Genomic DNA, 23,935 nt, shown 5'->3' on the forward strand with positions numbered 1-23,935 from the left:
TGAGGCATGGTGCCTCACGTCAATTGCGTACTAAAGTTCCGTACATCAATCTTGCCAGTAACTGCCGCTGAGATTAGAGCAGTGCGGCGTTCTTGTAATAAATTAATCACCAACACAGCTTGGCCAATTAATACTTCATATTTATCTACCATAGCGAAAATATAATTAGCTATTTCTGTTTGTTCAATAAGCGGAGGTACAGCCAATTTAGTCCTAACAAGATCAGACACCTTTACGTTATCAATAGTGCTAGACTTGTTCGTTGCGCTTATGGCCTCTTTAAAAACGTCAGAAGACAATAAAAACATAAAATATTTTGGATCCACATCAGTTTTACATCTAAAACCGACAACATTCTGAGCGATAAAAAAATCAGGAGTTGGCGGCACCAAACATGTTTTTCCAAAGGTGGCTCCAACTGTTACAAACAACACATCGTTTTCTTCAACATCAGATCGAACAAACTGATCATACGACTCTTTAGATATAAATTTGCTAAAGTCATTGGAGGTATACAATCCATTACCTGCCACCTGACTTACCTCACACATAGGAATTCCCTCCTCAATTACAGGAGGAGTTCTGCCTCGATTATCCACTGTATGCGCTATTAAATAATTTAAGGACTTGCCTTCCCAATGCTCCGGCACTTCTCCCAACCATTCCACACCAGAATTTTTCATGGGTGCATTAGGATTTAAACCTTTAGTTACCGCATGGCTGATCACGGCTTGACGTTTTTCTTTGAGCAGTTGAATCAGCTGTTGTTGCTTTTCAATCAGCGTGTCGATTTTTGCGGTTTCGTGGTCGAGGAAGTTTGCTATTGTAGTTTTGTCCTCGCTTAAAGGCTCAGTGACCATTATCTCAGCCATTTCACCATTCATTATTTTTGCGCCGTTGGTGTCAGGACGCTTGTAGAATTGGGTTACATATTGGAGGCAATACAGAAAAAATCTTAGATGCTGATTTCCGTTTTTTGATTGTAAGGTTCCGCAAACATTTGTGCAGTTATGCTTCCCATTGCGAAGAAAAACAGTTCCTGCATTAGCGCCATCAGTTGTCCATGTTATTTGCTCGCAGTCAAAATCGTACGTGCTGATGTATCCCAAGCAGCCATCGTTAGCTGTTTGTGACGAGTACACAGGAAATTCGCCTTCGTCAACAAGCTCCTCTTGGGAAATGACACGGCCTCTACCTATATTGAATAAATACTTAATTTTCCTGATTGACCACTCAGTTGGTATTTTATCCAAACCAATTACGCAAGAATCTTTATAAGATGGATAAGCTTGATACTTGCCCATTAGGAATGCACCTCTTGCAGCAGTGCCAGAATATCCGCTGTTACCTTATCTAGATCTGCATCTATTTCTTCTAATTGGCGTGGCGGCTGGTACACGTAGAAATGGCGGTTAAACGGAATTTCATAACCGACTATGCCGATTTCGCCATCTTTAGCATCGCGCTTATCTGGGTTAATCCAGGCATCTGGCACATGGGGTGCTACTTCTTTTTGAAAGTAAGCCTCATTAATCTCATTCACGCTTAGGCTTGGGTTAAGCGGCACGTTTTCGTTATCGCGCAGGTCGCCATCGGTTTCAAACTCCACCACTTTGCCTTTGTAGCTGAACTTGCCGTACTGCGGGTTGGCTTTGTCTTTCAGCACTTTTTTAACGATGGGTTCCGCGTCGGGGTTCTTCCAGGTAATGGCATCGAGCAATTGTTTTCGCTCTTTGGCATCCAGCTTTATGCCGGTTGTTTTTTGCTCTTGTGCTAGGGTTTTATCAAACTCGTTAAAGTCATCATGCTGGGCGTCACCAATTGCTGTATGCAGCGTTTGCGCTTTTTCCAGCAGGGCTTTTTGTGCCAACCAAATATCTGCACTGAGCACGTCCTTAATCAGTTTTTCTTTTAACTCGGCAAAGTCTTTTTTTATTTTGCTGCGAATAGCATCTTCATGGCTGGCCAGTTGGCCATAGGTATCTGCTGTCCATTCATCGCCAATATGTTGATAAATCCATTCCATTACCGGTTTTAATGCGCCCGTGGCAAACCGCAGCGAGGCGATGGCATCATGGGTAAATTGGGCGGATAAGCGCAATGGCCGCTCAATGGTAATGCGGCGATAGCCAAATTCGTGGGTGGCAAATATTTTGCTGGCGAAGGTTTTGGGCACATCGGCTTTAGGTGATGCCGCTTGACGGCAACGGTTGCTTTTAACATCGGCCGCTTTATCTAAACTGTAGGCATCTACAGCGTAAAAATCACCAAAGGCGCGGGTGATGGTGGCGATATCACCTTCATCCATCACATTGCGCTTAGAGCCTAACGATTTACGCATTTTGCTGCATAAATCTGTGCCGTTAATCAGCTGCACCTTGCCCTTGCGCTCACTGGCTTTTTTATTCGATAGCACCCACACGTAAGTTGATATGCCGGTGTTGTAGAACATATCGGTCGGCAGTGCGACAATGGCCTCTAATAAATCGGCCTCCAGAATATAACGGCGAATTTCACTCTCACCGCTACCCGCGCCACCGGTAAACAGTGGCGAGCCGTTGAGGATAATACCAATACGGCCACCGCCTTCGGAGGCATCACGCAGCTTGCTCAGCAGGTGCATTAAAAACAGTAACGAGCCGTCAGATACCCGTGGTAAACCTGCGCCAAAGCGGCCATCGAAGCCTTTGAGTTTATGCTCGTCTTGAATAGCAGTTTCTATTTTTTTCCAGTCCACGCCAAAAGGCGGGTTAGACAACATATAGTCAAACTTGTCGGCGTACAGGTGATCGTTAGACAGCGTATTACCCAGTTTGATGTTGCTAACTTCCTGGCCTTTAATCAGCATATCGGCTTTACAGATGGCATAACTTTCAGGGTTTAGCTCTTGCCCATAGGCACGCATTACTGCTTGCGGGTTAAGTTCATGCACGTATTCCATGCCTGCCGACAAAAAGCCGCCAGTGCCTGCTGTTGGGTCATAAATGGTGCGGATAATGCCTGGTTTCGTCAGGGCTTCATCGTCTTCCATAAACACTAAGGACGTGGTGAGGCGCACAATATCCCGCGGGGTGAAGTGCTCACCGGCGGTGTCGTTAGAGCTTTCCGCAAAGCGGCGAATTAACTCTTCAAACACCAGGCCCATATCGTGATTCGAGATAGCTTTAGGGCTTAAATCGATAGTGCGGATTTTCTGCACCACTTTGTATAGCAGGTTGGCATCGTTGAGTAAGCCAACAAACTCCATAAATTTAAAGTGCTCAAAAATCTCACGGGCATCTTTAGAAAAGCCATTAACGTAGTTTTCTAAGTTGGCTTTAATGCCGGTTTCACCCAGCTTGGACAGATCCATTTTCGAGGTGTTGAAAAATGACAGCCCGCCGGTTGCGCGCAGTAACATTTTCTCCTGCGCTTCCTCTGGCAGGTTCATAGCCTGTATTTCTTCAAACCTAGCCAGTACGGCATCTTTAGTTGGTGCGAGTACACACTCTAAGCGGCGTAATAAACAAAACGGCAGAATAATGCGGCCATATTGACTTTGCCTAAAATCACCACGGAGTAAGTCGGCAATAGCCCAGGATTCTGAAGCCAGGTTGTTTGAAGATTGAGACATAAAAGTAATTTCCAACCAAAGTTGTTCTATAAACCTTGGCAGCCCTGAATTAACGTTGTGCTGCCATGCGTTTTAATACGTTTCCAGAATAGTACCTGAATATTAACAACTGTGGCTATGAAAAGCATAATTCTTGCACGTTTAAATTTAAAAAGGGCATATAAAATAACTAATTAAGCCAGATAACTGGAAATTATCTTTGACTTGAATTTAGCTAAAATTAGTTCTGTGCTAATTATGTCATTGTCATTTCTCTGAGAGTTTGAACCACTTAATTCAATATTTAATAATGAAGTAGGGTTAACTTCTGTGGGTGGATGGGTTTTTTTAATAGGTTGTTCTGGTGCAGAGTTATCAATTGTCTCTAATAAATTGGCAGCTTTTTGGTAGTTGTAAGCGCCAGGTATCGCCTTGTTTAAACGTTGTGCGTATTCAACCAGTTTCGGTTCTGCCAGCATGAACATATAGGCAATATTGGTTTGATTCTGCGTTACCCTGATTACTCGGCCTAAAATCTGCCGAAAATAAAGCTCAGTAGTAACGTCGGTGAGGTTACAGCAAACCTGTAACCTCGGAATATCAGTTCCTTCACTAATCATGGCGATACTGATAATCCATTCTGAAGAGCTTTGTCTAAAGTGTTCAATTAATTCAGGTGAATCGTCTTGCCGGCAAGACACCAGGACCGACTGTTTTTTAAAATGGCCTGATAAAATTGACTGAATTTGTAACGCATGCAAATACGATGACGCAACAATTAAACCACCTGCAGTGACTGAGCTTTCTCGAAGCATATTCAGTTGGTTAATGCTTTTTTCCAGCATATATTTGATGACCTCAGGGTGCCTGAGTATGGCTTGATAACTAATACCACCCTCTTTTAATAAGGCGGCTATATTGTGGTATGTAACAAAGCTTTCATCAATTTTTACAATAACTTGCTCAATATCGATGGCGGTAATTTGCGGCATACGGCAGACGTTATCTTTTATTGCATCTACCATGTCGTACTGGAAATCGCACAGAATGTTTCCGTTCGGATCGGCATATTTTGCAAAGGGTATTGGTAACGTATCTGTTCGCCACGGCGTGCCTGTTAGTGATAGTGTGAAAGTTGCTAAGTTTTGTATAGTCGCAAGCACCTGTAATCCCCAGAAATTTGCAGGTGACTCACCATCTCCGGCGCAATGATGGATTTCATCAAAAACAACTAAAACTCTGCTATTACTGAGATCATTCACTAAATCACCGACAGTGATTAATGAATGGTAAGTCCTTGATACGCCAACAGCACCTAAACGCCCGTTAAAATTTCGGTACAAAACCTTTTCAAAGGTTGTTTCAATGCTTTGGCAAACAATTTTAGATGGAGCAAAACAGACGATGTAATCAATTTGATTATCATCATACAGGGCTTTAGCAATATGAGCTGCAACAATGGTTTTTCCCGCACCAGGCGAGGCTAAGAGTAGATAATGAGGCTGAAATTTAAAGGTTTCTAAAGCACAGATTTTGCAGCGGGTTTGCCAACTTCTTAACATGACTTTGTACCATTACTTTGTGTTTTGTTAATTATTTTTCTGATGGCATTCAGTCGCCCGTAGTATTCCGCCGCCTCGTCCCTTGTTATAACAAGAAGAGAATGGATAACGTCTTTCTGTTCTGGAAATCGTTGTAAGAAATCTTGGTAAGCATCGATTTCACCAAGTAATAGTTTTAGTTCAGCATTAACTTTTACTTCTTCGGCTAGCAAATTTGCCGGTTCGGTTTTAGCTAAGAAAGTTATGTTATCTGCTTGCTGTGAATCCTCCTCGTTTAAAATCCGCGCTAGTTCAGAAGTGATGCGATAGCCTCTGTTGTTTTTACCACCAATAGCGACAAGCAATTTGCGTGATGTTAGAACGTGGATGTTTCTAGAAACAAAGCGTTTTGCCTGAATGTTGGTAAGCCGTAGCAGCTGCTCAGTGGTGCTTATAAGCTCTAGCCTGCTAAAGGTCTTGTCTTTAATTTCCAATAGTACGTTTTTAAATTTTAGATTTATGGTTATCGTTTTGTCGGTCATTTCGGGTTCCGAAAAAATCTCATGCTTAGGATTGCTAAGTATACAGAATTAAGTAAAACTTAGACAATCTAAGCATGAGGGTTTTACGATGAATATAAATTGCATATCAATCCAATCCCAGAGCGCCTTAAGCAGGCAAGAAACAAAATCGGTATCTCCCAGCGAGAGCTTGGTATAAGAATCGGTATGGATGAAAGCTCAGCTAGTGGCCGCATGAATCATTATGAAAAAGGTAGACACGTCCCTGATATTCAGACGCTAAAAAAAATGGCGGATGAGTTGAAAGTGCCGCTAAATTACTTTTTTTGCGAAGATGCGCAGAGTGCTGAGTTAGCTATTTTAGTTGCAGCTTTAACAGCAGAACAAAAAACGCATTTAATTGAAGCTCTTAGTCGTTCTAAAACTGAATAGCTAGCAAGTCATCCAACCGAGCATACCTTGTCGGTCTCGGTATGGTCTTCCAATTCCCCTTGCCGCATGAAGATGAATTACTGGTTAGTATTCTGGCGCGTTTCGTTTCGCGTCAGGGACTAAGAGACGATAAATCAGCTCTAGAAATGTTGTTTGGTTCTAGAAATATTGTGCCTTCAGCGTTATTGCACGGGCATCTTCAAGATTTGCTCCTACAAGTTGGTCATATCTGGCCTGTCAGCGCTGAATACATCATGGAACATCATTCTGTATTGCCCTTTTTTCGCTCTTTCGTGGAGCCTGAACGGTTTGAGGTTGTTCAAAATAGCTTAAAACTCAGTGATAAATCTCATGTGATGACAAGGATGGGTATTAACGCATCCATCGTGAAGTGGCCAAGGTTTTACCGTTTTTGCCCTGTTTGCACTCAAGAGGATAACCAAAAACTGGCTTATTCCTATTGGCGTCGACTATTTCATCTACCTGGTGTCATGATCTGCCCAAAACATCATTGCTTTTTGCAGGATAGCTTTAAATTACTACCTGAGAGACGACATAGGTTTTTAGATGCCTCCGAGCTGGTTGTAAATCAAAACCTAGCGGTGATTTATGTAGAATCAGATAACCCATTGTTAAAGCTTGCAACAGCCCTCTCGCATGTTTTAAACGCGCAGAACTCTTATGTTGCTCCGGCACAGTGGTCAGTATTTTATCGTCGGCAATTAATTGACCATCATTTTTTTGTTGGGCGCAAGACGGATCATCTGAAAATTAAAAAGGCCGTTACCCGATTCTGGGGAGCCGCGTTTTTAGTTGAAATTGGTTTAGATTTAACAGCAGAAAATAACTGGCTATTAGATTTTTTTCGTAAGCAACGACGTCACTATTCTGCTTTGCACCATCTGGTGTGTATTATGGCGCTATTCCCATCATACTCTCTCGCACAAGCAATTACTGAGGCGGCGACAGCCACTCAATCTATTCGCAAGGTTAATATTTATAACAATAGTAAAGCAGGAGAAAGAGTACAGTACTATCGACAGGCATGGTTAAAGTTAATCAATCAATTTAAAGTACTAAAGGAAATTAGAGATACGCAGGATGGTAAGCGAATTTACTCTTGGTTGTTTCGGTTCGACAAATCGTGGTTACAGAAGCATCTCCCTGTTCGTGTTCGTATTTCAGTTGGCCGCTTGGTAAATTGGCAGAAAAGAGACCTTAAGTTAGTTAAACAGCTTATTCGAATTCGTAATCAAAGTTATGATGATTTGAGCTTGCCCAGAATGACGCAAACGTGGTTTATCGCCAAGGCAAACGTCTCTTGGGGCGTGGTAAGTCATTTAGATAAGTTGCCGCTTTGCAAGAGCTTTTTTGTTAAATACACAGAATCAATAGATGAGTACCAAATCCGAAGAATTCTGGCTATTATGGTAACCTGTGTAAAAAACAGAAAGGCTATCCCACGGGCTTATGAAATTGAGCGTATTGCAGGACTTAGCAAAAACCGCTGTCGAGAGGCTGTCAGAGTCGTTCTCCAATTGGATCTTAAAGCATTTTCCCACAATTCGTTGGCTGCCGAAAAATCTGGCAGTAAAGAACATAAACGGCGTTTTCCTAAATAAGCATTTATTTAAAAATAAGCAGATTTTCATTGGAGTTGAATGGGAAGATAGTATCTACAATTCGCTGCCAATTGAGATGGCAAATATGATGGAAATAGGCTGCCAATTCGACAATACAAAACGTTCGATAAAAAACAAATACGAGACTATAACTGTTAAGATTTTTAGGCAGTTATCAGTAGACAAGAAAATGCTTCATTATTGCTACCTTTTCGAAACAGATCAAGGCGTTATAAAAATACCTGCATTTGAATTAGCCCGTACTCTTTTTTTCCATAATCGGCACTTGATTAAGGCCGCCTATTCTGCAAATGGTTTGACTGAGTTGGCCGTCTTAGATGAAACAGTATCGCCAGTTAAAATTCGCTTTCCCAAGTCAACTACTTTTCCTGTCAGTAACTTAGCTTCGAAAAAAGCGCGGACACATTTTGTATGGTTAATTTTAGATTCAGAGGCCAGAAAAAGTTTTTTTTCAATTTACCAATTTTTTAGAGAAAATCCTGAGTCTGTCTGTTTCAATTTTAGCCCACCGAGTTTGAAAGGCTGGGTGCTAAAGATTGCGATTGTTAAGGATGAAAGTAGCTCAGTGGCCGAGGTTAAGCGAATCGAGAGCATTCTTCATGCTCCAGCCACGGAAAAATTTAATGGTGTTGAAATTATCCACCCCAAAAAAGCATTTATTGATGAATCTGAGGGTTCAGATGTTCAGAGAAAACCTGGTAAGACTCCACCTGTTGATATCGATCCAAAGCTAGACCTTGGCGCTATACCTGGTTTTGGTAAAAGACGTCATGTAGATAGAACAAGCCATTTTTCATTCAATATCTCAGGTATCGATGGTGTTTCTCTTGCTGAAGGGCAACCCAAGGCAAGTAAATCAAGGACTTCAAATGGGACGCAACCTAAATCAGAAAAAGCCGGAGTGGGGCCACCAGCGAAAGAGGGAAAAGCTCAGGAATTCGATCCAACGCTTAATCAGAATAATGATGACTTTAAGGAAGCTACTGAATTACCGCATAAATTCCTAATGTTTGAAAAGGTTGTAAAGGAACTCGGTAACCTAAGTGATATCAAGCTTGAATCAGTAAAATGTGGTGAGTTTCCGCAGCCAACTAATGGTAATCAGGCTATTTTAAAAACTAAAGACGGGAAGTGCTTACGGTTCTTTATTGCAACTTTTGAGATAAAATCAAATAATATTATTATATTAGAAGCTGACACCACTAGCCTAGAGCCAGCAAAAGGCTCTGGCACATTGATTCTTGGTTTGAAAGAGGATGCGACAAAACATTTCAAAGAAATTATCCAAAATTTCGCTGATCGTGGTGCTCAATGGGAAACAAAGTTCATTGAAGGAAGAGCTCTTTACTACAAATCTTGTCGGCATCCACGGATAAAAAATAAAGACCGGATTTTCACTAAGGAAGAATACCAGGAAACTTGGTTTCTCAAGCTTAAGTCTGAGCTGACAATTTTACTTTAATTACGCTGAGATGGAGTATTTTTACCTGTGCTAATCAATTGCGGTAGTTAGCACTTGCAGCCGACCAATAGTTTGAGTCACCGTCTCTAATCGAAAAGTGACTCTGTCCCAAAAGCGGGAATTCACTGAAATTTGATTAAATCGGCGCTTTTCACTGAAAGCGGACATTTCAGAAGTGGAAATTAGCTCTACCTCTCGAATATTTAGAATAAGATGCGCATATCCGATAAAGGTTAATGATGCTGGACTATTCGGTATATAAATGTATTACTCAATTCAACTAGGTTCCAAAACAAAAAATTCCAGTATTAAAATAAATACTCTTCAAATCAATTTTTTAATTAGTTTTGTATAGCCAATTTTATTCACAAACATTCTAGCGTTACTGAGTAATTGAGCTCTGACCTCCTCAAAAGGTAACGACCAAACGTCACTAAGAAGAGCTACCGTAATATCGAAATCCCAAGGCATGACAGAGCGGCCATCTAATTGAGCGAAAGGACCATCGCTTTCGGGAAGAACTCTATCCCTCGGAAGCTTTCTGGCTAGTGCCTTTCCTGCAGAGGAAATAAAGGCAGCTGGACCGATACTGAACCAGCAACCCTGCCCAATAGCGGTTTTAAGCTCCGATGCCGTTCCCGTAAACCAATGCAGTACCGGAACTCCATGGTCAGGGAACAAACGGAGTAGTTCTAAAACGTCCGGAACCGCCTGTCTTGAATGGATGCTAAGCGCCCGCCCCCCCATGTCATGGCATCGCTTTACGGCAGCAGAGAAAACTTGCTTTTGCTTTAGGTAGCTAGCAGCATAACGTTTAGATCCATCCAAACCGATCTCACCAACGGCAATGGCGTCATCAATTTGAGCTGTCAGCAGGTCTAATTCTTCGAAGCGCTCACTTACAATCTCTGGGTGAAGGCCTGGACTTATCAACACAGTTTCATGACGGCCAAGCACTGAGCTCGTAGCTCGGAAAGCCTTTGGACTTGTAGTGACTAACCATGTGAATGCATTGCGTCTCAGAGACTCGGCATATACTTCTTTTGCTTTCGGATAGAGATCTAAGTGACAATGAAAGTCGATCAAAGCAATTGATCCTTAACAAGAACGGCTTCCAATTCAGCAAGACCCTGTTGCAGCACTCGGCGATATGCCGTGCGATCATCAATAGATGCAAATGCCAAAGTACCACCAAGGAATCGATCCAATCCTCTTTGCCTAGCGTCAAGCACAGCCAGAGCCATTGCCATTGGATCATCAGGACCGCTGGACTTATTACTGCCTACTACTGACGGAAAGCGATAGTTGGTTTGATCGGAGCCTGGTCTCCATGCAAGAAAAGCAGCTCGACGGATAAGGCAAGGCACACAACGGCCACAGTGTTGACGATTATATGTCCTGAAACGTCCGCAACTTGTGGAACCTGATGCAAGCTCAGTCAATCGCTTCTGGTCGAGGCAGCTCCGCATCATCTCCCCTTTGGTTTGGAAACGATAAGGCAATATCAACTCTACGGTTATACCAAGTTCATCTAACACGCTTTGAAGCGTATCGATGAAAAGAGGGTGAGTCGTTCGTGTACTCAGACTCGATACTCGGCCGGGCACCAATGGAGGATTAATGCAAATAAACCCATTTTCCGGGATATAGATTTGTGGCTTGGGCAGATTGATCCTCGTTGAGGCCAGCACTGCAAACGCATAAAATGCCAAGGAGCGAGCACGAGTCGAAGGTTCGCGCGCCCCTTTAAAGCTGATACCGTGGCTCCATTGGTAGTGAGATCCAGCACCTGCAAGTAACTTTGCATAGTTCCGTTGCAGCTCAGAGTCTTTATGAGCAAGCTGAGAAACGAACAGAGGACGTCTTTGTTCTGCAACCAAATTAATGCCGCCAATCAGGCTATCGAGCCCGCCTGATAGCAAAGAAACGCAGTCGTTCTGGAGATGGGCTCCATCCCCCTCAGGCGGTTCAACACCTGCGTCATTAAAAATAAGAGTCCAGTAATCGCCAGTTAGAACCTTCAGCATTTCCTCAAGACGATGTTTAAGGGGAATCCATCGCAGCGGTTCGCAAAGTCCGACGGTAAGCTGAATCGTGCGTGTCCATCCATCTGCACTGGTGTTTCTTGGACTAGCCAGATCAGCACTGCAAACTGCCAGACAGAATTGAACGAAGTCCCACACTATTGGCGATGGCCGAAAACCTGCACGTTTTAAGGACCCATGCCAGCGATTGGCAATTGCGCCGACGCCATCGCGACCTGCCCCCTTAAAATATGAAAACACTCGCTCGTCAGTCTGTAAAAGTTGTGGGATATTCTCCACTTTAGAGCACAGTACTTTATTCATTCGGCAAACACCTCTAACGCAGATTGAAGAACTGACTCAGCCAAACTCTTTGGGTCCATATATCCGGTTTGCTTTTGTTCTAAGACTACCCGAACCTCTGCCCAAACCCATTCTCTAATATCTGCTCGTCGCTCTTGGATTAATGCTGGATCATGCTCAAGTTTTTCATAGGTCTGTCCGAGCAGCATGTCGATTTGCTGACAGATTTGGATTGCAATTGTCCTCCCTATAACTTCCGCAATTTGTGCGTCCGTTAGAGCAAAGATATCTACGTTAGGATTGTTTTCGTAGAGTTTGGCTAACGCCTCCGCACCAGCGTCGAGCAATGAGTCCTCATCAATGCTGCCCGAGTCAGATAAAACTACCTTCAGGACTTCAAGTGCAAGGTCAGAAGCAGAAAGATTGGCTGATCGACAATGCGCAACCCAATCTTTAACTCCCTGGTCGGAACCCTCACGAGCAGCAACCAGAAACTGACCAAGAGCACCAGCGCCCCTAGCTGTGTTCCTCATCGTGGAAGCAGCTCGGCTTGCGCCTCCCATACCTTTAGAGATCATGCTCTTCGTCGCGTTACGAAGATTACCTCGACTACCATTTCCAAGGTACGAGCTCATTTGCGTGCGGGCAGGACCAAAACGACGCTCAGGAGCTTGAACATTCTCAGGGCCCGTTGACGCTTCACTGTCAATTGAATCCCCAGTTCCATTCTGCTCAGAATCTGAACTGTTTCCACTGCTGGCGCCACCTGATGCCACTCCATCGGGAGAAAGCCATTCTGGGTCGAAAGGAGATCCTGAACGGCCACCTCCGCTTGATGTTGAAGTCCCCATTAACGCTTCACCCCTAGATTTTCAATCGCATTTTTAGTTTGTTTAGACAATTCGTTTAGATCCTTCCAACGATCTAAGACTTCACGCGCCCATTGTTGAGCACCTAGCGTTGGAATAATTCCAGGACCAACATGCTTTAAAGGTGCTTGCTCCAACAAGCTGGCTGCCTTTTTCCCAAGCAAGGGAAAGACTTTGCAGCACTCAATGAGCATCACAATATCTTCGTTGCGCCTCCAGGTGCGAAATGTAGCGCAGCTCTGCCAGGCCTTAATCATCGCCAGTTCAGTCTGATCAGGCCCAACTTTTTTCATTAGATCCGTGAGGGATTGGTGTCCACTAGTTGCAGTCCTCAGAGCGTCACGAAGCTTTCTTGAATCTGGATTCATGTTGTCATCGCCGAAGTCGCGAGTTCCAGAGTCACGGCTCAGGTGCAATAGTGGTCGAAGATCCTCAGTGCCGAGTGCAGGTGGTAATTGGAGCCACTGCCTTGTAAAATTATTGTTGCTAAACTGTACTGGCAAACCTAATTGGCTTGCGGCTGCAGTCTCAGCGTCAGCAAGGATCTGTACCCGACCATCGTTGTCCGAATGCACTTGGCCAGCTATAACCTCTGCAAGTGATTCATCACAGCGCTCTAAAAGGTGCCATTTTGCAAGTGCGGAAATGTCCAGTTTAATCCCCTGCGGTGCAGAAAGAGCTTCACGCAGATAAACTGTGTTTAGGAAGCGTTTCATGAGCCGTGGATTGGCATTGACTGCTGAGGAACCATGGAGAAGTGAGGCTAATCCTTCTGCAAGGTTCATTAAGCTTTGAAGTGTTTCGTTTGCTCCAACCAGTTCGTAGAGAAATACTTGATTAATCGTCTCACCTTTCCAACTGTTACGCAGTCGCTCAGGAATAAGCTTTAGCGCATTTTGGAACTGCTCACGAGTAAACGTACCAGCCTTTGCCTCTCGTTCCAGTAGGAGTAGCACAAGATAGGCTTTTGCCTCATTGAGGCCAAGTCGCGGAACATGAAGTGGAACCTGAATCAGCTTATCAAAGTAGTTTGTAGCAACGTCGCTCGAGATGCCTGCACCATCGAAATGGACTTTTACAGCAGCCTTTATAAAGTCGTTATCAGCTGCAACAACGAATGCGCTTCGGCGAATGAATAACAACAGGCGAATAGATTCAAGCGTTGAAATTGCGGTTTGAGGAAGGCATCGATCTAAGTCGTCAACAAAAATCACCAAGGTAATTTCGAGTTCGGCAAGGAGCTCTTCGAGGGTGTCTCGGAAAGCTTGGATATGCGAGGGCATGGAAAACGTTTCGCTCGGTTTCAACAAACCATTGACTGCGGAACCAATAACCTCTGGATCTAGTGGTGCCTCGCTCAGTTTTTCAGTCGAGGAAAAGAAGCCTACAATACTATTGAATGTTTTACCTAGCGCTCCGACTGGAATCCCGGTAGACAATGTCAATGCGGCCTCACCACTCAGTTGGGCGATCCGAAGCAGATTGATGCGACGCCATAGCTCAGTGACCTTGTCCTGAATGGTCTGATTCTCTTTGGCAAGCCGAACAATCTCATCACCCACAATCTGAAGCAGTGCACTGCGAGCGGATTCGAAGTCTTGGTAAAGCCAAGGATTGAAAGTTAGGACAACAAACTTGTTGGGGGACTCTCCGCTTTTCTCTATTTCGTGGAGGGCTTTCAAGCGTAATGCAATCATCTTCACCAAAGACGATTTGCCTGCTCCCCATCCACCAGAAACACCAATGGAAATAGGCTCTCCATCAGCAAGCCTCAACATACTTGCACAGGCATCAGCCACAACGCCAAAATTTAGGTAATCAATTGCTGTCTCGTTGTCATGCCACATAACTTTAAATCCATTTACTCAGTTGTGCGGCAAAAGCAATTTCATTGCCACATAAGTTCAACGTCAAGATAACTGAATCAGAATCGTGTTTCAATTAGGAACTTAACTGTGACTAATAGCGTCGTGAGTACTGAGGCCAACACAACATTAAAAATTCTCGCCAGATATTAGGGATAAGTAAATTGGCATACTTAATTTGGCCTTATCTCCAGTAAGCCCTAGCACTAGGAACTCACTGAAAGCCGACTCATGCCAAAGATACAAATGATTTTGAAATCCACGGATGGTGCTCGTCAATTTTTTAGAATGGGCTGTGCTGAAAGTAGGCACTGGACAAATCTCGGTAAATAGTTGAAGTTAGCTTATGTTCAATAATGCATTCGCATTGATTTCAATAGTTAGTACATATATCGAATTCCGAACGATAAACGGAACTTAAGCAAAAAAGGAGTGGCCGACAAGTGAAAGTTTCAAGTTTGAAAATTGAGAACTTCCGAGGAATTCGTACCGGTTTTGTCAGGTTTGGAATTCATCCCGTTCTTGTCGGCGACAATAACACTGGAAAAACAACTATAATTGAAGCCCTCTCACTTTTACTGGGTCGGGATCGTCTCGTTCGAGAGCTTACAGAGCATGACTTTTATGGGTCTAACCCTCAACCCATAGATCGAATTAAGTTACTTGCTACAATCACTGGGTTTGAAAGCAATGATCCAGAGTTAAACGGGCACTGGTTTCGGGACGGAAGAGCTGTTGTAAAATGGGTGGATGAAAGTACTGGGACGGTTCATCCACTGAGAGATAATCCCAATTGGTTATTATGTTGTCAGATTGCGGTTCAGGCTCGGTTCGATCGTGAATCTTTAACGGTTGAAATGATCAGATATTTTCATGATCACGACGAACACACAGATCCATTCTCTGACGAGTTACCTGCTGTTGTACCAGGGAAACTTATAAATGAATTAGGTTATTACCTTGTCCGAGCTAGTCGTACTTGGGACAAAGTGTTTTCTTGGGGCAATGAACTGTTTAAAAGAACGGTGCTAGCTGCAGCAGCGCAACCCGCAAATTCTCTTTTGGTAGAACGTGACCGCTTGCGAAATCCTGAACTTCCGATTGAAGCTGATGGTGGCATTGCCCAATTGATACAAAATATCAATACGGAACTTAAATTGTCTTTCGCCAGTGCACCAAAAGTTCAGCTGCGACTGACATCAACGGATAGTCGCTCTGTTATGGAATCTGTTTCTGCTCATTTTTCAACAGATGATGGTTTCAGTATACCAGCAGCAAGGCAAGGTAGCGGCCTGGTTTCGATGCAAGGTTTGCTACTGCTATTGGAATTGGGTAGAGCAAGAGCTGAGGATGGCGGGAAGTTTTTGATGGCGTTGGAAGAGCCTGAGTTACATCTTCCTCCTGCAGCACAGCAGCGCTTAGTTCAGCGTGTTCAGGCATTATCAACCCAGACTTTTGTGACAACTCACTCACCGCTTGTTGCTAGTATGGCTGACCCCACGGCTGTTCTTATACTTCGGAAACAGGCAGGAATATTGACTGCTGAACCATTTCTTGAAAACGCACTTCCACCAAATACACCAAATTGGAAACGAAGATTTTTCCAACATAGTCGTGTTGATGTTCTAAGTGCGCTTATGCAGCCATCCTTATTGATCCCTGAGGGCAAGGCAGATTTCCATTTGTTGCGGTGTATTCTTCGACCATTAATGCTAACAGCCGGTTGGCTTGAAACTATGCCACGACAGTTTGGAATTGAAGTTGGGATGGTTCCCACAGAAGATGCAAAGGTTGTTGAAACCTACGACGACATGAATAGATTACATAAGCAGGTATGTTGTCTTGTCGATGGCGATGCTGATGGTCTTCGCTACATTCGAGCGCTCAGAGAAAAACCGACTCCTCCTTCTGCAATTATCCGATGGAGTGATGGACAAATGATAGAGGATGCAGTTGGCTGGATCTTGCTTGCTGAGGAAGACATAGTAATAGAAAAACTAGCGGAGTTGTGTGCTGTTCCCCCTAACTCGGTAGCCGACATTGTGGAATACATCAAAGACAAAAAAGTCGATTTAATTGCTTATGAAAGTATTGCAGAGGCTATTTCTACGACACCTGGCTGCAGGGCAAGAGCGGCTGATTTGCTTGGTGGGCTTGCCTGCGTGTGTGCTGGTTCTCCAGTTACTATGCGGTTTATTCGTAATGTTGATGGTGTATGGGTATTTCAACCGTGACTGTTCGTGCTTTCTCTGGTGGAGCAGGATGTGGAAAAACGTATCAGCTGATGCAAACTCTGCGTGAATATATAGAGGCTAATCCTCTACGCGAAGGGCAGAAGGTTCTGGCATTGACTTTTATGCACGGTTCGCGTCGTCGCTTAGAGGAACGCTTGGCACAAGTGCCGGGCCTAAAAAACCGGACGAATTGTTCGACGATAGATAGTTTTGCATGGCACCTGATACGAAGGTGGTCATCACTTGTTGTTAGATTGGGATTTGGGGACATAGAAGTCCATGATTATGAGCGTGTATGTGATGCTGCGGGAGCACTTTTGCAGATCAAGGAGGTTTGCTGTTGGGTTGCTGCTACGTATCCAGTCTTATTGGTTGACGAAGCACAAGACTTAACTTCGAATCGGTTGCTGTTAGTGTCGGGTTTAGCTGCTAGGTTAGAAGTATTAGTAGCGGCTGATGAGTTTCAATGCCTTGATGAAACTTTGCGACCAAATCCAGCTTGTTCTTGGTTAGAGGATGTATGTGGAGCTGAGGATCTTCAGCGGCCAATGCGGACCAGTATAGCGGAGCTCCTTGACGCAGCTAGAGCAATTAGAGATGGTGAGGCCCCTAAGCATGGAAAGTTGTTTCAAGTTCGCCCCGCCCACAATCAAGGATGGGCTGGATCGTATCTAAGCAATGCACTGGCCTGGTATGGGTATGGAAAAAGCGTAGCGGTGATAGCACCAACTGTGAGTGGGTTTGCTACTCAAACATTGGATTGGGTAGCAAACAATACAACAAAACAAGGAAATGGCCCGTATTCAATTCGATTGGAGGAATCTGAGACACAAGCTGCTGATAAACTTCTCAGATCTGTAACTCTACAAGCTCAGAATAACGTAGCGGAAGTTATGGAGTTATTGGCTGAGTTTGGCGACATTCGAGTTAGGAATCAAATTACGGAATGGATGAGCATCCAGAGACGAACTCGTGGTAATCTAACCTTTACTAAAGCGGAATTAGAGCGCGTCATAAAACAATCGTTTGCTCGTAAACGATTGTTACAGAGAGCCAATGAGGGGGGATGGAAGGCTATGTCAGTTCATGGCGCTAAAAACCGAGAATTCGATATCGTTATCGTACTCTGGCCTGCGGCTGTTAGGGGAAGCGATGATCAAAAGCGTCGACTCTTATACAATGCAGTTACCCGAGCTAAGGAAAGGTGCCTTATCCTCGTGCAGGCACAAGTAAGCCTAGCTCAAGCTCCATTTGCATGATTTTTAAGTCTTGGGGATGATTGTAGTGGCTAACTGAATTTGGCCACCTAACAAGAGGTAACACTCTGGGGTTCTCGAAAAATCGAATGTCTGCAATTAAGGCAAAGCAGAGATTCGCTTTTTCCAGAGCGCCTTATCTGAATAGCTGCTATTCGCTCAAAGTGAAGACCGTCTGTATGCCAATTTCAGGCATCAAGAAAATACACTGCTAGTTCAGTCGATAGTCTGAAAAAACTTGCGGTTAGCTTTATCGCTCCAGGCCCAGCCCGATTAGCTATTTTCAAATGAGTATTGTTCAACTCCTTTGTAGGTATTTATGATGCACATTTGAAGAACTTATCGATTCGTTTAACTAACCGAGGATATCAGTTGATGCCTCACTATGATCTTTTAAGCACCAGTATCTATGCAGAGGTTGGAAAACACCATTTTGAAGAACTCTCCCAGAAAATGGGAGCGGCAGCTCATTTTGGAGAATTGAGAAAACAGCATGTCTTACACTTCGGTCAGGCTCTTAGATTGCCAGAGGCACTCTCAGCAAGGATTATTGAGCAAATGAAAAAGACAATCGTGCCGGCTGCTGTCAACAAGTTGCTGCAGAGCCCGCCCATGATGGTAAAGCTGGCGAAATGCAAATGCTGAAGAAGATCCGCCATCTGTGCATTCAGGAAATGCTAAATCAGCTGTGAGCAAAACAACTGATCCTAATTGTGATACATCCGCATCAACTCATGCTTGCTGCCCGGAAACGGAATAGAACTTAGGACGAAGCCAAGAGTAACGACCCACACCTTGCGTGCGGGCCTGTGGTTTTTAAGAGACGTTTAGAAACTTAATGCGAGCCCCACGCTAAACGCGGTATTTTCAATGCTCTCGCCGGCATGGCTTTCAGCTTCCATCCGCGAGACTTCTCCAGAAATGGTGAACATGGTCCAGAGTGTGTGCCATACACCTGCACTCAGTTTCCTTTGCTGTTCCACTTGCACCAAGGCATCAACGCCAGCTAAATCTACGGTTGAGACGCCATAGTTAATGCCAAACTTAGTTGCTCCGATAGTGTGCGAGGCTTGGGTGAACCAGCCTGAGGTGTCGCGCGGCGTGCCATTGATATCTGCGCTGTCGATCAATAATCCGTAATAGCCTAAACCTTGGCCATCAAATGCTGAGGCAGCTAAGCGCGTAGCGCCGAGTTGGAGTGCTGCGGTTACATCGATACCGCGTGCGGTATAGTCACCGTTCGGGGTGGCAACGTCTTGGCTGAAAAAGGTACTAGAAATGTAGCCTTGCTCGAAATTGTAGCGCAGACGCCCGTGGATGCCCGGACGTTCAGAGCCGGAGTCGCCGACGTAACCGTTACCACCAAAGCTTACCGGGTCGAGCGGTTGGAAGATCCCGATATCAGCTTGAAAGTGCTCACCTAACTGGCGACTGTAAGTTATCTGCGAGAGTCGGTCGGCAAAAACATAGCCGTAACCTGCGGCACCAAGAGTGGTATTCAACGGACTCCGAATAGCAGCTGTGGCGCCAACGCCGCCCAAGGCCATGTCTTCGAGCACGACATCGATACCAAATACCCCATAATCACGCCCCACTTTAATGGTGCCCATGTCGGCGTTACCAACGGTGAAAAAGGCGCGATAGGCACGATTATCGCCGTTCCCGTTAAAGGCGCTGTTGTCGGTGGTGCCAGGTTCAATCGCGAGAAACGCTTTGAGATCGAAACCATCTCGTTGCGTATTTGCCGAAAACTGGAAGCTGGCTGGGCTATAGCCATTCGATACTGAGGTTGCATCTTCGCCGGTACAAAGCAACGCGTTGCCAGCCACAGTGGCGCCGGAGTCATCGCAATCAGCGAATACAGCGTGAGCATTTATGTAGCCGTGAAATTCGAAATCCCATGCAGGTGCTGCGGTTTCTGCGTGAGCCGCAGCGGATGCGGAAAGTGCGGCCGCAACGACTGCAGGTAAATAATATAGATGAGTTGTTTTGAGTGCCATAACCATTGCCTCTTGTAATTGTTATTGTTGATGACAGATATCAGCAAGTGCTGCGACCTGTTGCATTTTTTTTGCAATGGCTGTGCCAAGTCGAAAGCCAATCTTAACTATATGTTTTTATTGGATTTATCATTTTAACAAAGAGCTGGCAATGATGATATTATTCATCAATTTAAGGTAATTCGATGAATAGCATCATCATTGCAATCACTCTATCTAGTCATTTAGATTAAAAATAACCATAAAAAACAATAATTTAAACATTTAATTAAAGTTGGTATGGGGTTTGCAGCAGCTCTAGGCCAAAAATAAGAATAAGGAAGCACATGGATACTTCATCTGTTCAAATCTTCAAAACTGCAAGGCGGCTTTTAACCGGTGCGCAGTCGAGCCGCGAGCTCTATCGGGAAATGTGTCAGTTGGGCACGCAGCATCCACTTATTGTGACTGACCGCGGCGTTAGTGACGCGGGTATTACAGCGCAGATCACCGCACAATTACGCGACCAAGGCATTGCAGATTTAACGGTGTTTGATGCCATTACCGCAGAACCAGAAATGGCTGTGGTAGAGGCCTGCCGTGACTTATTCGTCCAAAATCAGTGCGACGGCATTATCGCTGTGGGTGGTGGCAGCGCTATGGATACCGCAAAAGCGGTCGCGGTTTTTGTCGGTGATGAGCGTCCGCTGGCCGAACTCTTCGGTGAAGATCAAGTGGCATCGCGTCGTTATCCTCTGATCTGCTTACCTACCACGGCGGGAACAGGCTCGGAAGTTACCAATATCTCAATTCTGGCCGATACCGAAGCGCAACTCAAAAAAGGGATAGTCAGCAATGAACTGCTGCCAGATGTCGCAATTGTAGCGCCGGAACTGACTATTAGCTGCCCACCCTCAGTGACTGCTGCCAGTGGCATAGATGCTCTAGTGCATGCGGTCGAAAGCTATTTGTCGAACTTTGCCACCGCATTGACCGAACCTTATTCGCTAGCGGCGATCACGAAAATCCGTGCCTCGCTCGAGCGTGCCTACCGGCAACCTGACGACCTTACTGCGCGCGAAGAAATGGCGACTGCGAGCCTCATGGCGGGCCTTGCCTTTGGTAACGCCGGGGTAGGTGCGGTTCATGCGCTTGCGTACCCCTTGGGCGGACGCTACCACCTGTCACACGGAATGAGTAATGCAGTGATGTTTGTTCCAGTGATGCGCTGGAATCAAGCCGCTTGCCCTGGGCGCTTTGTCGCACTTGCACATGCCTTCGGCGCTGCACCTGATATCAGCGCTGCGGAGGCGGGCGAATATGTACTTAGTGAGATTCAGCGCCTGTGTGACGCGGTCGATATTCCGTCGCAATTGCGAGCTTTTGATATTCCTGAATCGGCGTTATCGGAACTAGCCTTAGCGGCGAGCGGCGTCACCCGATTGCTGCGCAATAACCCAAGGGAGCTGTCCGTGAGTGATATCGAAGAGATTTATCGAGAAGCCTATTAAGGAGCACCGTATGTCTTTATGGAAGCAACGTACGTTTGGTGCAGAGGCTCCGTTTTTCGCGCTGGGACCGTTTAAACTGCGGTTACCGTTTATTCATTATCGGTTTGAATGGCCGGATTACTTTCAAGGTTTACTGATGTGTGCGGTCGACTTGGCCGCAATTTCGCTTATGACCGAGCTGTTGGGGATGCCGTTTGAGGCAGCGTTGGCCATTGTGGTCATCAACGGGCTATTTTATTTGCTGCATCATTTGCTCGGAGACCCAGTAGTACCAGGTTGGATTACTCCGGCGATTCCTCTGCTGATGATGTATGTTGGGGCGTTCCCTGAGGGTGAGGCGCGGGTGCATGCGCTGATTGCCTTCCAAATGATGCTTGGGTTGTTTGCAATAACCCTTGGCGCGTCGGGAGCAGCTAAATGCGTCGTGCAATTGATACCCAGCGCCATGAAGGCAGGTATCATCATGGGTGCAGGTCTGGCAGCCATTGCCGTAGTGTTTGATGATGGTGGTCGTTTCGAGAACTACCCGTTTACGATTACTATTGCCGTAGGTATCGCATTTTACTTGATTTTTTCGAAGCACTTCACTGCGCTGCAAAGCCGTCATTGGCTGTTTGCAACCATCGGTAAACTCGGTATTTTCCCGATTATTGCGTTGGCGATAGTACTAGCGCCACTGTTCTCAGAAGCACCATGGCCTGATATCGAATGGGGTTTCACATCGCCCGATTTTGTTACCATGTTCAGTCAATACACCGTGTTTGGGGTTGGCCTGCCACCTTGGAGTATGTATTTAACGGCAATCCCGACAGTACTTGCGGCATACATCGTGCTGTTTGGCGATGTCCTGCAAAGCAAGGCGATTCTGGACGAAGCCGACGAAGTGCGACAAGATGAAAAAATTGATTATGACCCCGACCGTGCGCACATGATTTTTGGCGCACGGAACTTGGGAATGAGTTTTATTGGACCGGATGTAACCATGTGTGGTCCGCTGTGGGCGGCGATGCATGTTGTTATTGTCGAGCGCTTCAAAAAAGGGCGACAAGCCATGGACTCGATTTTCGGTGGTGCAGGTTCGTTCCGCTGGGGCACCAATACTGGCTTACTGTTGCTGCCCGTGGTTAGCCTCGTACAACCCATATTGGGCATCGCGTTGGCGTTAACCCTACTGATTCAAGGCTATGTCAGTGTACGTATCGGCATTCAAGAAGCCCAATCTGAGCGTGATCTGGGTATCTCCGGCGTTATCGCCGCTATCTTAGTCGTCAAAGGCGCTACTTGGGCATTCGCTGCCGGCTTACTGCTGTGTTTCTTGATATACGGCTGGCGCTTACGGGAGCAGCGGTCATGATATCCGGTGACAACTTGCAGCGTATCATTGATGCCATGAGCGATGGCGTGTACATCACCGATGGTAATGGTATCACGTTAACGGTCAACAAAGCCTATGAACGGATCACCGGTATTCCACGGCAGGCACTGACGGGTTTGCACATGTCGGAAGTGGTGCAACGCGGCTATATCTCACGGTCGGTGACACTGGAAGTGCTTAAAGAACAGGGACCCGTCACCTTGACCCAAACCATTGGCGAAGACCACCAGATACTAGTGTCGGGAACGCCCATGTTTGATCGCGAAGGGCGCATTGAATATGTGTTGACGACGGTGCGCGACGTGACCGAGTTGCTGCAAGCGAAGCGGGCTGAAGAGCAGCTTGAACAAATCTTACATGTGCGCGAACACTATAGCGGTGAGCAAGAGCACGAGCCCTTCATTATTAGTCGGGCAACGCAGCAGTGCTACGATCTAGCTAAGCGCGTCGCACCGACAGGAGCGAAGATCCTGATTCAAGGTGAGACCGGTACAGGTAAGACGCTTCTGGCACGCACCATTCACGAATACAGTAGCGTCGCGAAAGGACCCTTTATTGAGCTGAACTGTGCGGCAATGCCAGAAAGCCTGCTCGAAGCCGAGTTGTTCGGTTATGTTCCGGGGGCGTTTACAGGGGCCTCGCAGAAAGGCAAAACAGGGCTTTTAGAGGCAGCAAATAATGGCACGCTATTCCTTGATGAAATTGGTGACTTGCCGTTAAGTCTGCAGGCCAAACTGCTCAAGGTGATCGCAGAAAATCGCTTTATTCCAGTCGGCGGTACGCAATTCAAGCGCACCAATTTTCGCTTGATTTCTGCTACCCATCACGATTTACATCAACTGGTGGCGCAGCAGCGTTTTCGCGAAGATTTGTTGTATCGCCTCAGAGTTGTACCGTTGGAACTACCCCCGCTGCGTGAACGTGCCGAAGAAATCGAAGCTCTGTTAGAACACTATCTGCATCATTTTAACTGCAAGTATGAGTTCGATTGCCGCTGGCAGCGCGAGGTGATTGAACGGCTGCAACGTTATGCCTGGCCGGGTAACATTCGTGAACTGATTAATCTCACTGAACGCTTAGTGGTGACTGCTGAGCAGTCGCTGATAACGATTGCGCAATTGCCCACCGAGTTAGGAGTTAATGAGAGTTATGGACGCCCCGGGTTGAGCCTGAAAGACCAGGTTGAACGGCTGGAACAGAGACTGATTGAACAGGCGATGGCCATGTATGGTACCACGCGGCAAGCAGCGACGGCTCTCGGCATCGATCAATCGACCTTGGTCAAAAAGCAAAAGCGTTGGCTCAGCCAGCGCAGCTCGCATTAATAG

General features: G+C 45.6%; 17 protein-coding genes. 8 read left to right on the plus strand and 9 right to left on the minus strand.

All coding sequences use genetic code 11. The features are described from left to right. Window positions 1–14: 14 nt before the first annotated feature. The 4 genes from ACUJFK_RS01340 to ACUJFK_RS01355 form a co-directional block, all read right to left on the minus strand. Window positions 15–1,304 (minus strand): restriction endonuclease subunit S, encoded by a 1,290-nt coding sequence (locus tag ACUJFK_RS01340; protein ID WP_445425823.1) that lies wholly within the window; start codon window positions 1,302–1,304, stop codon window positions 15–17. Further along, complete coding sequence (locus ACUJFK_RS01345) at window positions 1,304–3,613, minus strand: type I restriction-modification system subunit M (RefSeq protein ID WP_445425824.1); 2,310 nt, start codon at window positions 3,611–3,613, stop codon at window positions 1,304–1,306. Before ACUJFK_RS01345 ends, ACUJFK_RS01340 begins: the two co-directional genes overlap by 1 nt. A gap of 173 nt (window positions 3,614–3,786) precedes the next feature. Next, window positions 3,787–5,154 (minus strand): DEAD/DEAH box helicase, encoded by a 1,368-nt coding sequence (locus ACUJFK_RS01350; RefSeq protein ID WP_445425825.1) that lies wholly within the window; start codon window positions 5,152–5,154, stop codon window positions 3,787–3,789. Further along, window positions 5,148–5,675: a hypothetical protein gene (locus ACUJFK_RS01355; protein ID WP_445425826.1), complete on the minus strand. Its 528-nt coding sequence runs from the start codon at window positions 5,673–5,675 to the stop codon at window positions 5,148–5,150. The genes ACUJFK_RS01350 and ACUJFK_RS01355 overlap by 7 nt, the downstream gene beginning before the upstream one ends. A gap of 99 nt (window positions 5,676–5,774) precedes the next feature. On the opposite strand from ACUJFK_RS01355, the gene ACUJFK_RS01360 reads away from it, so the two are divergent. Continuing rightward, window positions 5,775–6,086 (plus strand): helix-turn-helix domain-containing protein, encoded by a 312-nt coding sequence (locus tag ACUJFK_RS01360; protein ID WP_445425827.1) that lies wholly within the window; start codon window positions 5,775–5,777, stop codon window positions 6,084–6,086. A gap of 41 nt (window positions 6,087–6,127) precedes the next feature. Continuing rightward, window positions 6,128–7,708: a TnsD family Tn7-like transposition protein gene (locus ACUJFK_RS01365; RefSeq protein ID WP_445425828.1), complete on the plus strand. Its 1,581-nt coding sequence runs from the start codon at window positions 6,128–6,130 to the stop codon at window positions 7,706–7,708. Between the two features lie 1,807 nt (window positions 7,709–9,515). Here ACUJFK_RS01365 and qatD read toward each other — a convergent pair. Genes qatD through ACUJFK_RS01385 form a run of 4 tightly spaced genes read right to left on the minus strand, consistent with a single transcriptional unit; the run spans window position 9,516 to window position 14,234 of the window. Further along, window positions 9,516–10,277 (minus strand): Qat anti-phage system TatD family nuclease QatD, encoded by a 762-nt coding sequence (gene qatD, locus ACUJFK_RS01370; protein WP_445425829.1) that lies wholly within the window; start codon window positions 10,275–10,277, stop codon window positions 9,516–9,518. Then, on the minus strand, window positions 10,274–11,539 hold the full coding sequence (gene qatC, locus ACUJFK_RS01375; RefSeq protein WP_445425830.1) for a Qat anti-phage system QueC-like protein QatC: 1,266 nt from the start codon (window positions 11,537–11,539) through the stop codon (window positions 10,274–10,276). Before qatC ends, qatD begins: the two co-directional genes overlap by 4 nt. Further along, a complete protein-coding gene (locus tag ACUJFK_RS01380; RefSeq protein ID WP_445425831.1) occupies window positions 11,536–12,369 on the minus strand; it encodes a hypothetical protein in 834 nt (277 codons plus the stop codon). Before ACUJFK_RS01380 ends, qatC begins: the two co-directional genes overlap by 4 nt. Then, a complete protein-coding gene (locus tag ACUJFK_RS01385) occupies window positions 12,369–14,234 on the minus strand; it encodes a KAP family P-loop NTPase fold protein (protein WP_445425832.1) in 1,866 nt (621 codons plus the stop codon). Before ACUJFK_RS01385 ends, ACUJFK_RS01380 begins: the two co-directional genes overlap by 1 nt. A 461-nt stretch (window positions 14,235–14,695) precedes the next feature. Here ACUJFK_RS01385 and ACUJFK_RS01390 point away from each other — a divergent pair, with 461 nt between their 5' ends. From ACUJFK_RS01390 to ACUJFK_RS01400, 3 genes are all read left to right on the plus strand, one after another. Further along, a complete protein-coding gene (locus tag ACUJFK_RS01390) occupies window positions 14,696–16,486 on the plus strand; it encodes an ATP-dependent nuclease (RefSeq protein ID WP_445425833.1) in 1,791 nt (596 codons plus the stop codon). Continuing rightward, window positions 16,468–17,745 (plus strand): ATP-binding domain-containing protein, encoded by a 1,278-nt coding sequence (locus ACUJFK_RS01395; RefSeq protein ID WP_445425834.1) that lies wholly within the window; start codon window positions 16,468–16,470, stop codon window positions 17,743–17,745. Before ACUJFK_RS01390 ends, ACUJFK_RS01395 begins: the two co-directional genes overlap by 19 nt. 327 nt (window positions 17,746–18,072) lie before the next feature. Continuing rightward, window positions 18,073–18,387: a hypothetical protein gene (locus ACUJFK_RS01400; protein WP_445425835.1), complete on the plus strand. Its 315-nt coding sequence runs from the start codon at window positions 18,073–18,075 to the stop codon at window positions 18,385–18,387. A 182-nt stretch (window positions 18,388–18,569) separates the two neighbouring features. Here ACUJFK_RS01400 and ACUJFK_RS01405 read toward each other — a convergent pair whose 3' ends face one another. Further along, window positions 18,570–19,571, minus strand: coding sequence for a porin (locus tag ACUJFK_RS01405; protein WP_445425836.1), 1,002 nt, complete (start codon window positions 19,569–19,571; stop codon window positions 18,570–18,572). A gap of 497 nt (window positions 19,572–20,068) precedes the next feature. On the opposite strand from ACUJFK_RS01405, the gene ACUJFK_RS01410 reads away from it, so the two are divergent. Genes ACUJFK_RS01410 through ACUJFK_RS01420 form a run of 3 tightly spaced genes read left to right on the plus strand, consistent with a single transcriptional unit; the run spans window position 20,069 to window position 23,932 of the window. Next, on the plus strand, window positions 20,069–21,232 hold the full coding sequence (locus ACUJFK_RS01410; protein ID WP_445425837.1) for an iron-containing alcohol dehydrogenase: 1,164 nt from the start codon (window positions 20,069–20,071) through the stop codon (window positions 21,230–21,232). Between the two features lie 10 nt (window positions 21,233–21,242). Next, window positions 21,243–22,586, plus strand: coding sequence for a hypothetical protein (locus ACUJFK_RS01415; RefSeq protein ID WP_445425838.1), 1,344 nt, complete (start codon window positions 21,243–21,245; stop codon window positions 22,584–22,586). Beyond that, entirely contained in the window at window positions 22,583–23,932 is a 1,350-nt protein-coding gene (locus tag ACUJFK_RS01420; RefSeq protein ID WP_445425839.1) for a sigma-54 interaction domain-containing protein, read from the plus strand. Before ACUJFK_RS01415 ends, ACUJFK_RS01420 begins: the two co-directional genes overlap by 4 nt. The last annotated feature ends 3 nt before the right edge of the window (window positions 23,933–23,935 follow it).

Source organism: Alishewanella sp. HL-SH06 (genome assembly GCF_052656265.1).

Bases quoted from the DNA above. Each gene is read 5' to 3' on its own strand.
- ACUJFK_RS01340 (WP_445425823.1), bottom strand. From the start codon at position 1,304: ATGGGCAAGTATCAAGCTTATCCATCTTATAAAGATTCTTGCGTAATT.
- ACUJFK_RS01345 (WP_445425824.1), bottom strand. From the start codon at position 3,613: ATGTCTCAATCTTCAAACAACCTGGCTTCAGAATCCTGGGCTATTGCC.
- ACUJFK_RS01350 (WP_445425825.1), bottom strand. From the start codon at position 5,154: ATGTTAAGAAGTTGGCAAACCCGCTGCAAAATCTGTGCTTTAGAAACC.
- ACUJFK_RS01355 (WP_445425826.1), bottom strand. From the start codon at position 5,675: ATGACCGACAAAACGATAACCATAAATCTAAAATTTAAAAACGTACTA.
- ACUJFK_RS01365 (WP_445425828.1), top strand. From the start codon at position 6,128: ATGGTCTTCCAATTCCCCTTGCCGCATGAAGATGAATTACTGGTTAGT.
- qatC (WP_445425830.1), bottom strand. From the start codon at position 11,539: ATGAATAAAGTACTGTGCTCTAAAGTGGAGAATATCCCACAACTTTTA.
- ACUJFK_RS01380 (WP_445425831.1), bottom strand. From the start codon at position 12,369: ATGGGGACTTCAACATCAAGCGGAGGTGGCCGTTCAGGATCTCCTTTC.
- ACUJFK_RS01385 (WP_445425832.1), bottom strand. From the start codon at position 14,234: ATGTGGCATGACAACGAGACAGCAATTGATTACCTAAATTTTGGCGTT.
- ACUJFK_RS01395 (WP_445425834.1), top strand. From the start codon at position 16,468: ATGGGTATTTCAACCGTGACTGTTCGTGCTTTCTCTGGTGGAGCAGGA.
- ACUJFK_RS01410 (WP_445425837.1), top strand. From the start codon at position 20,069: ATGGATACTTCATCTGTTCAAATCTTCAAAACTGCAAGGCGGCTTTTA.
- ACUJFK_RS01415 (WP_445425838.1), top strand. From the start codon at position 21,243: ATGTCTTTATGGAAGCAACGTACGTTTGGTGCAGAGGCTCCGTTTTTC.
- ACUJFK_RS01420 (WP_445425839.1), top strand. From the start codon at position 22,583: ATGATATCCGGTGACAACTTGCAGCGTATCATTGATGCCATGAGCGAT.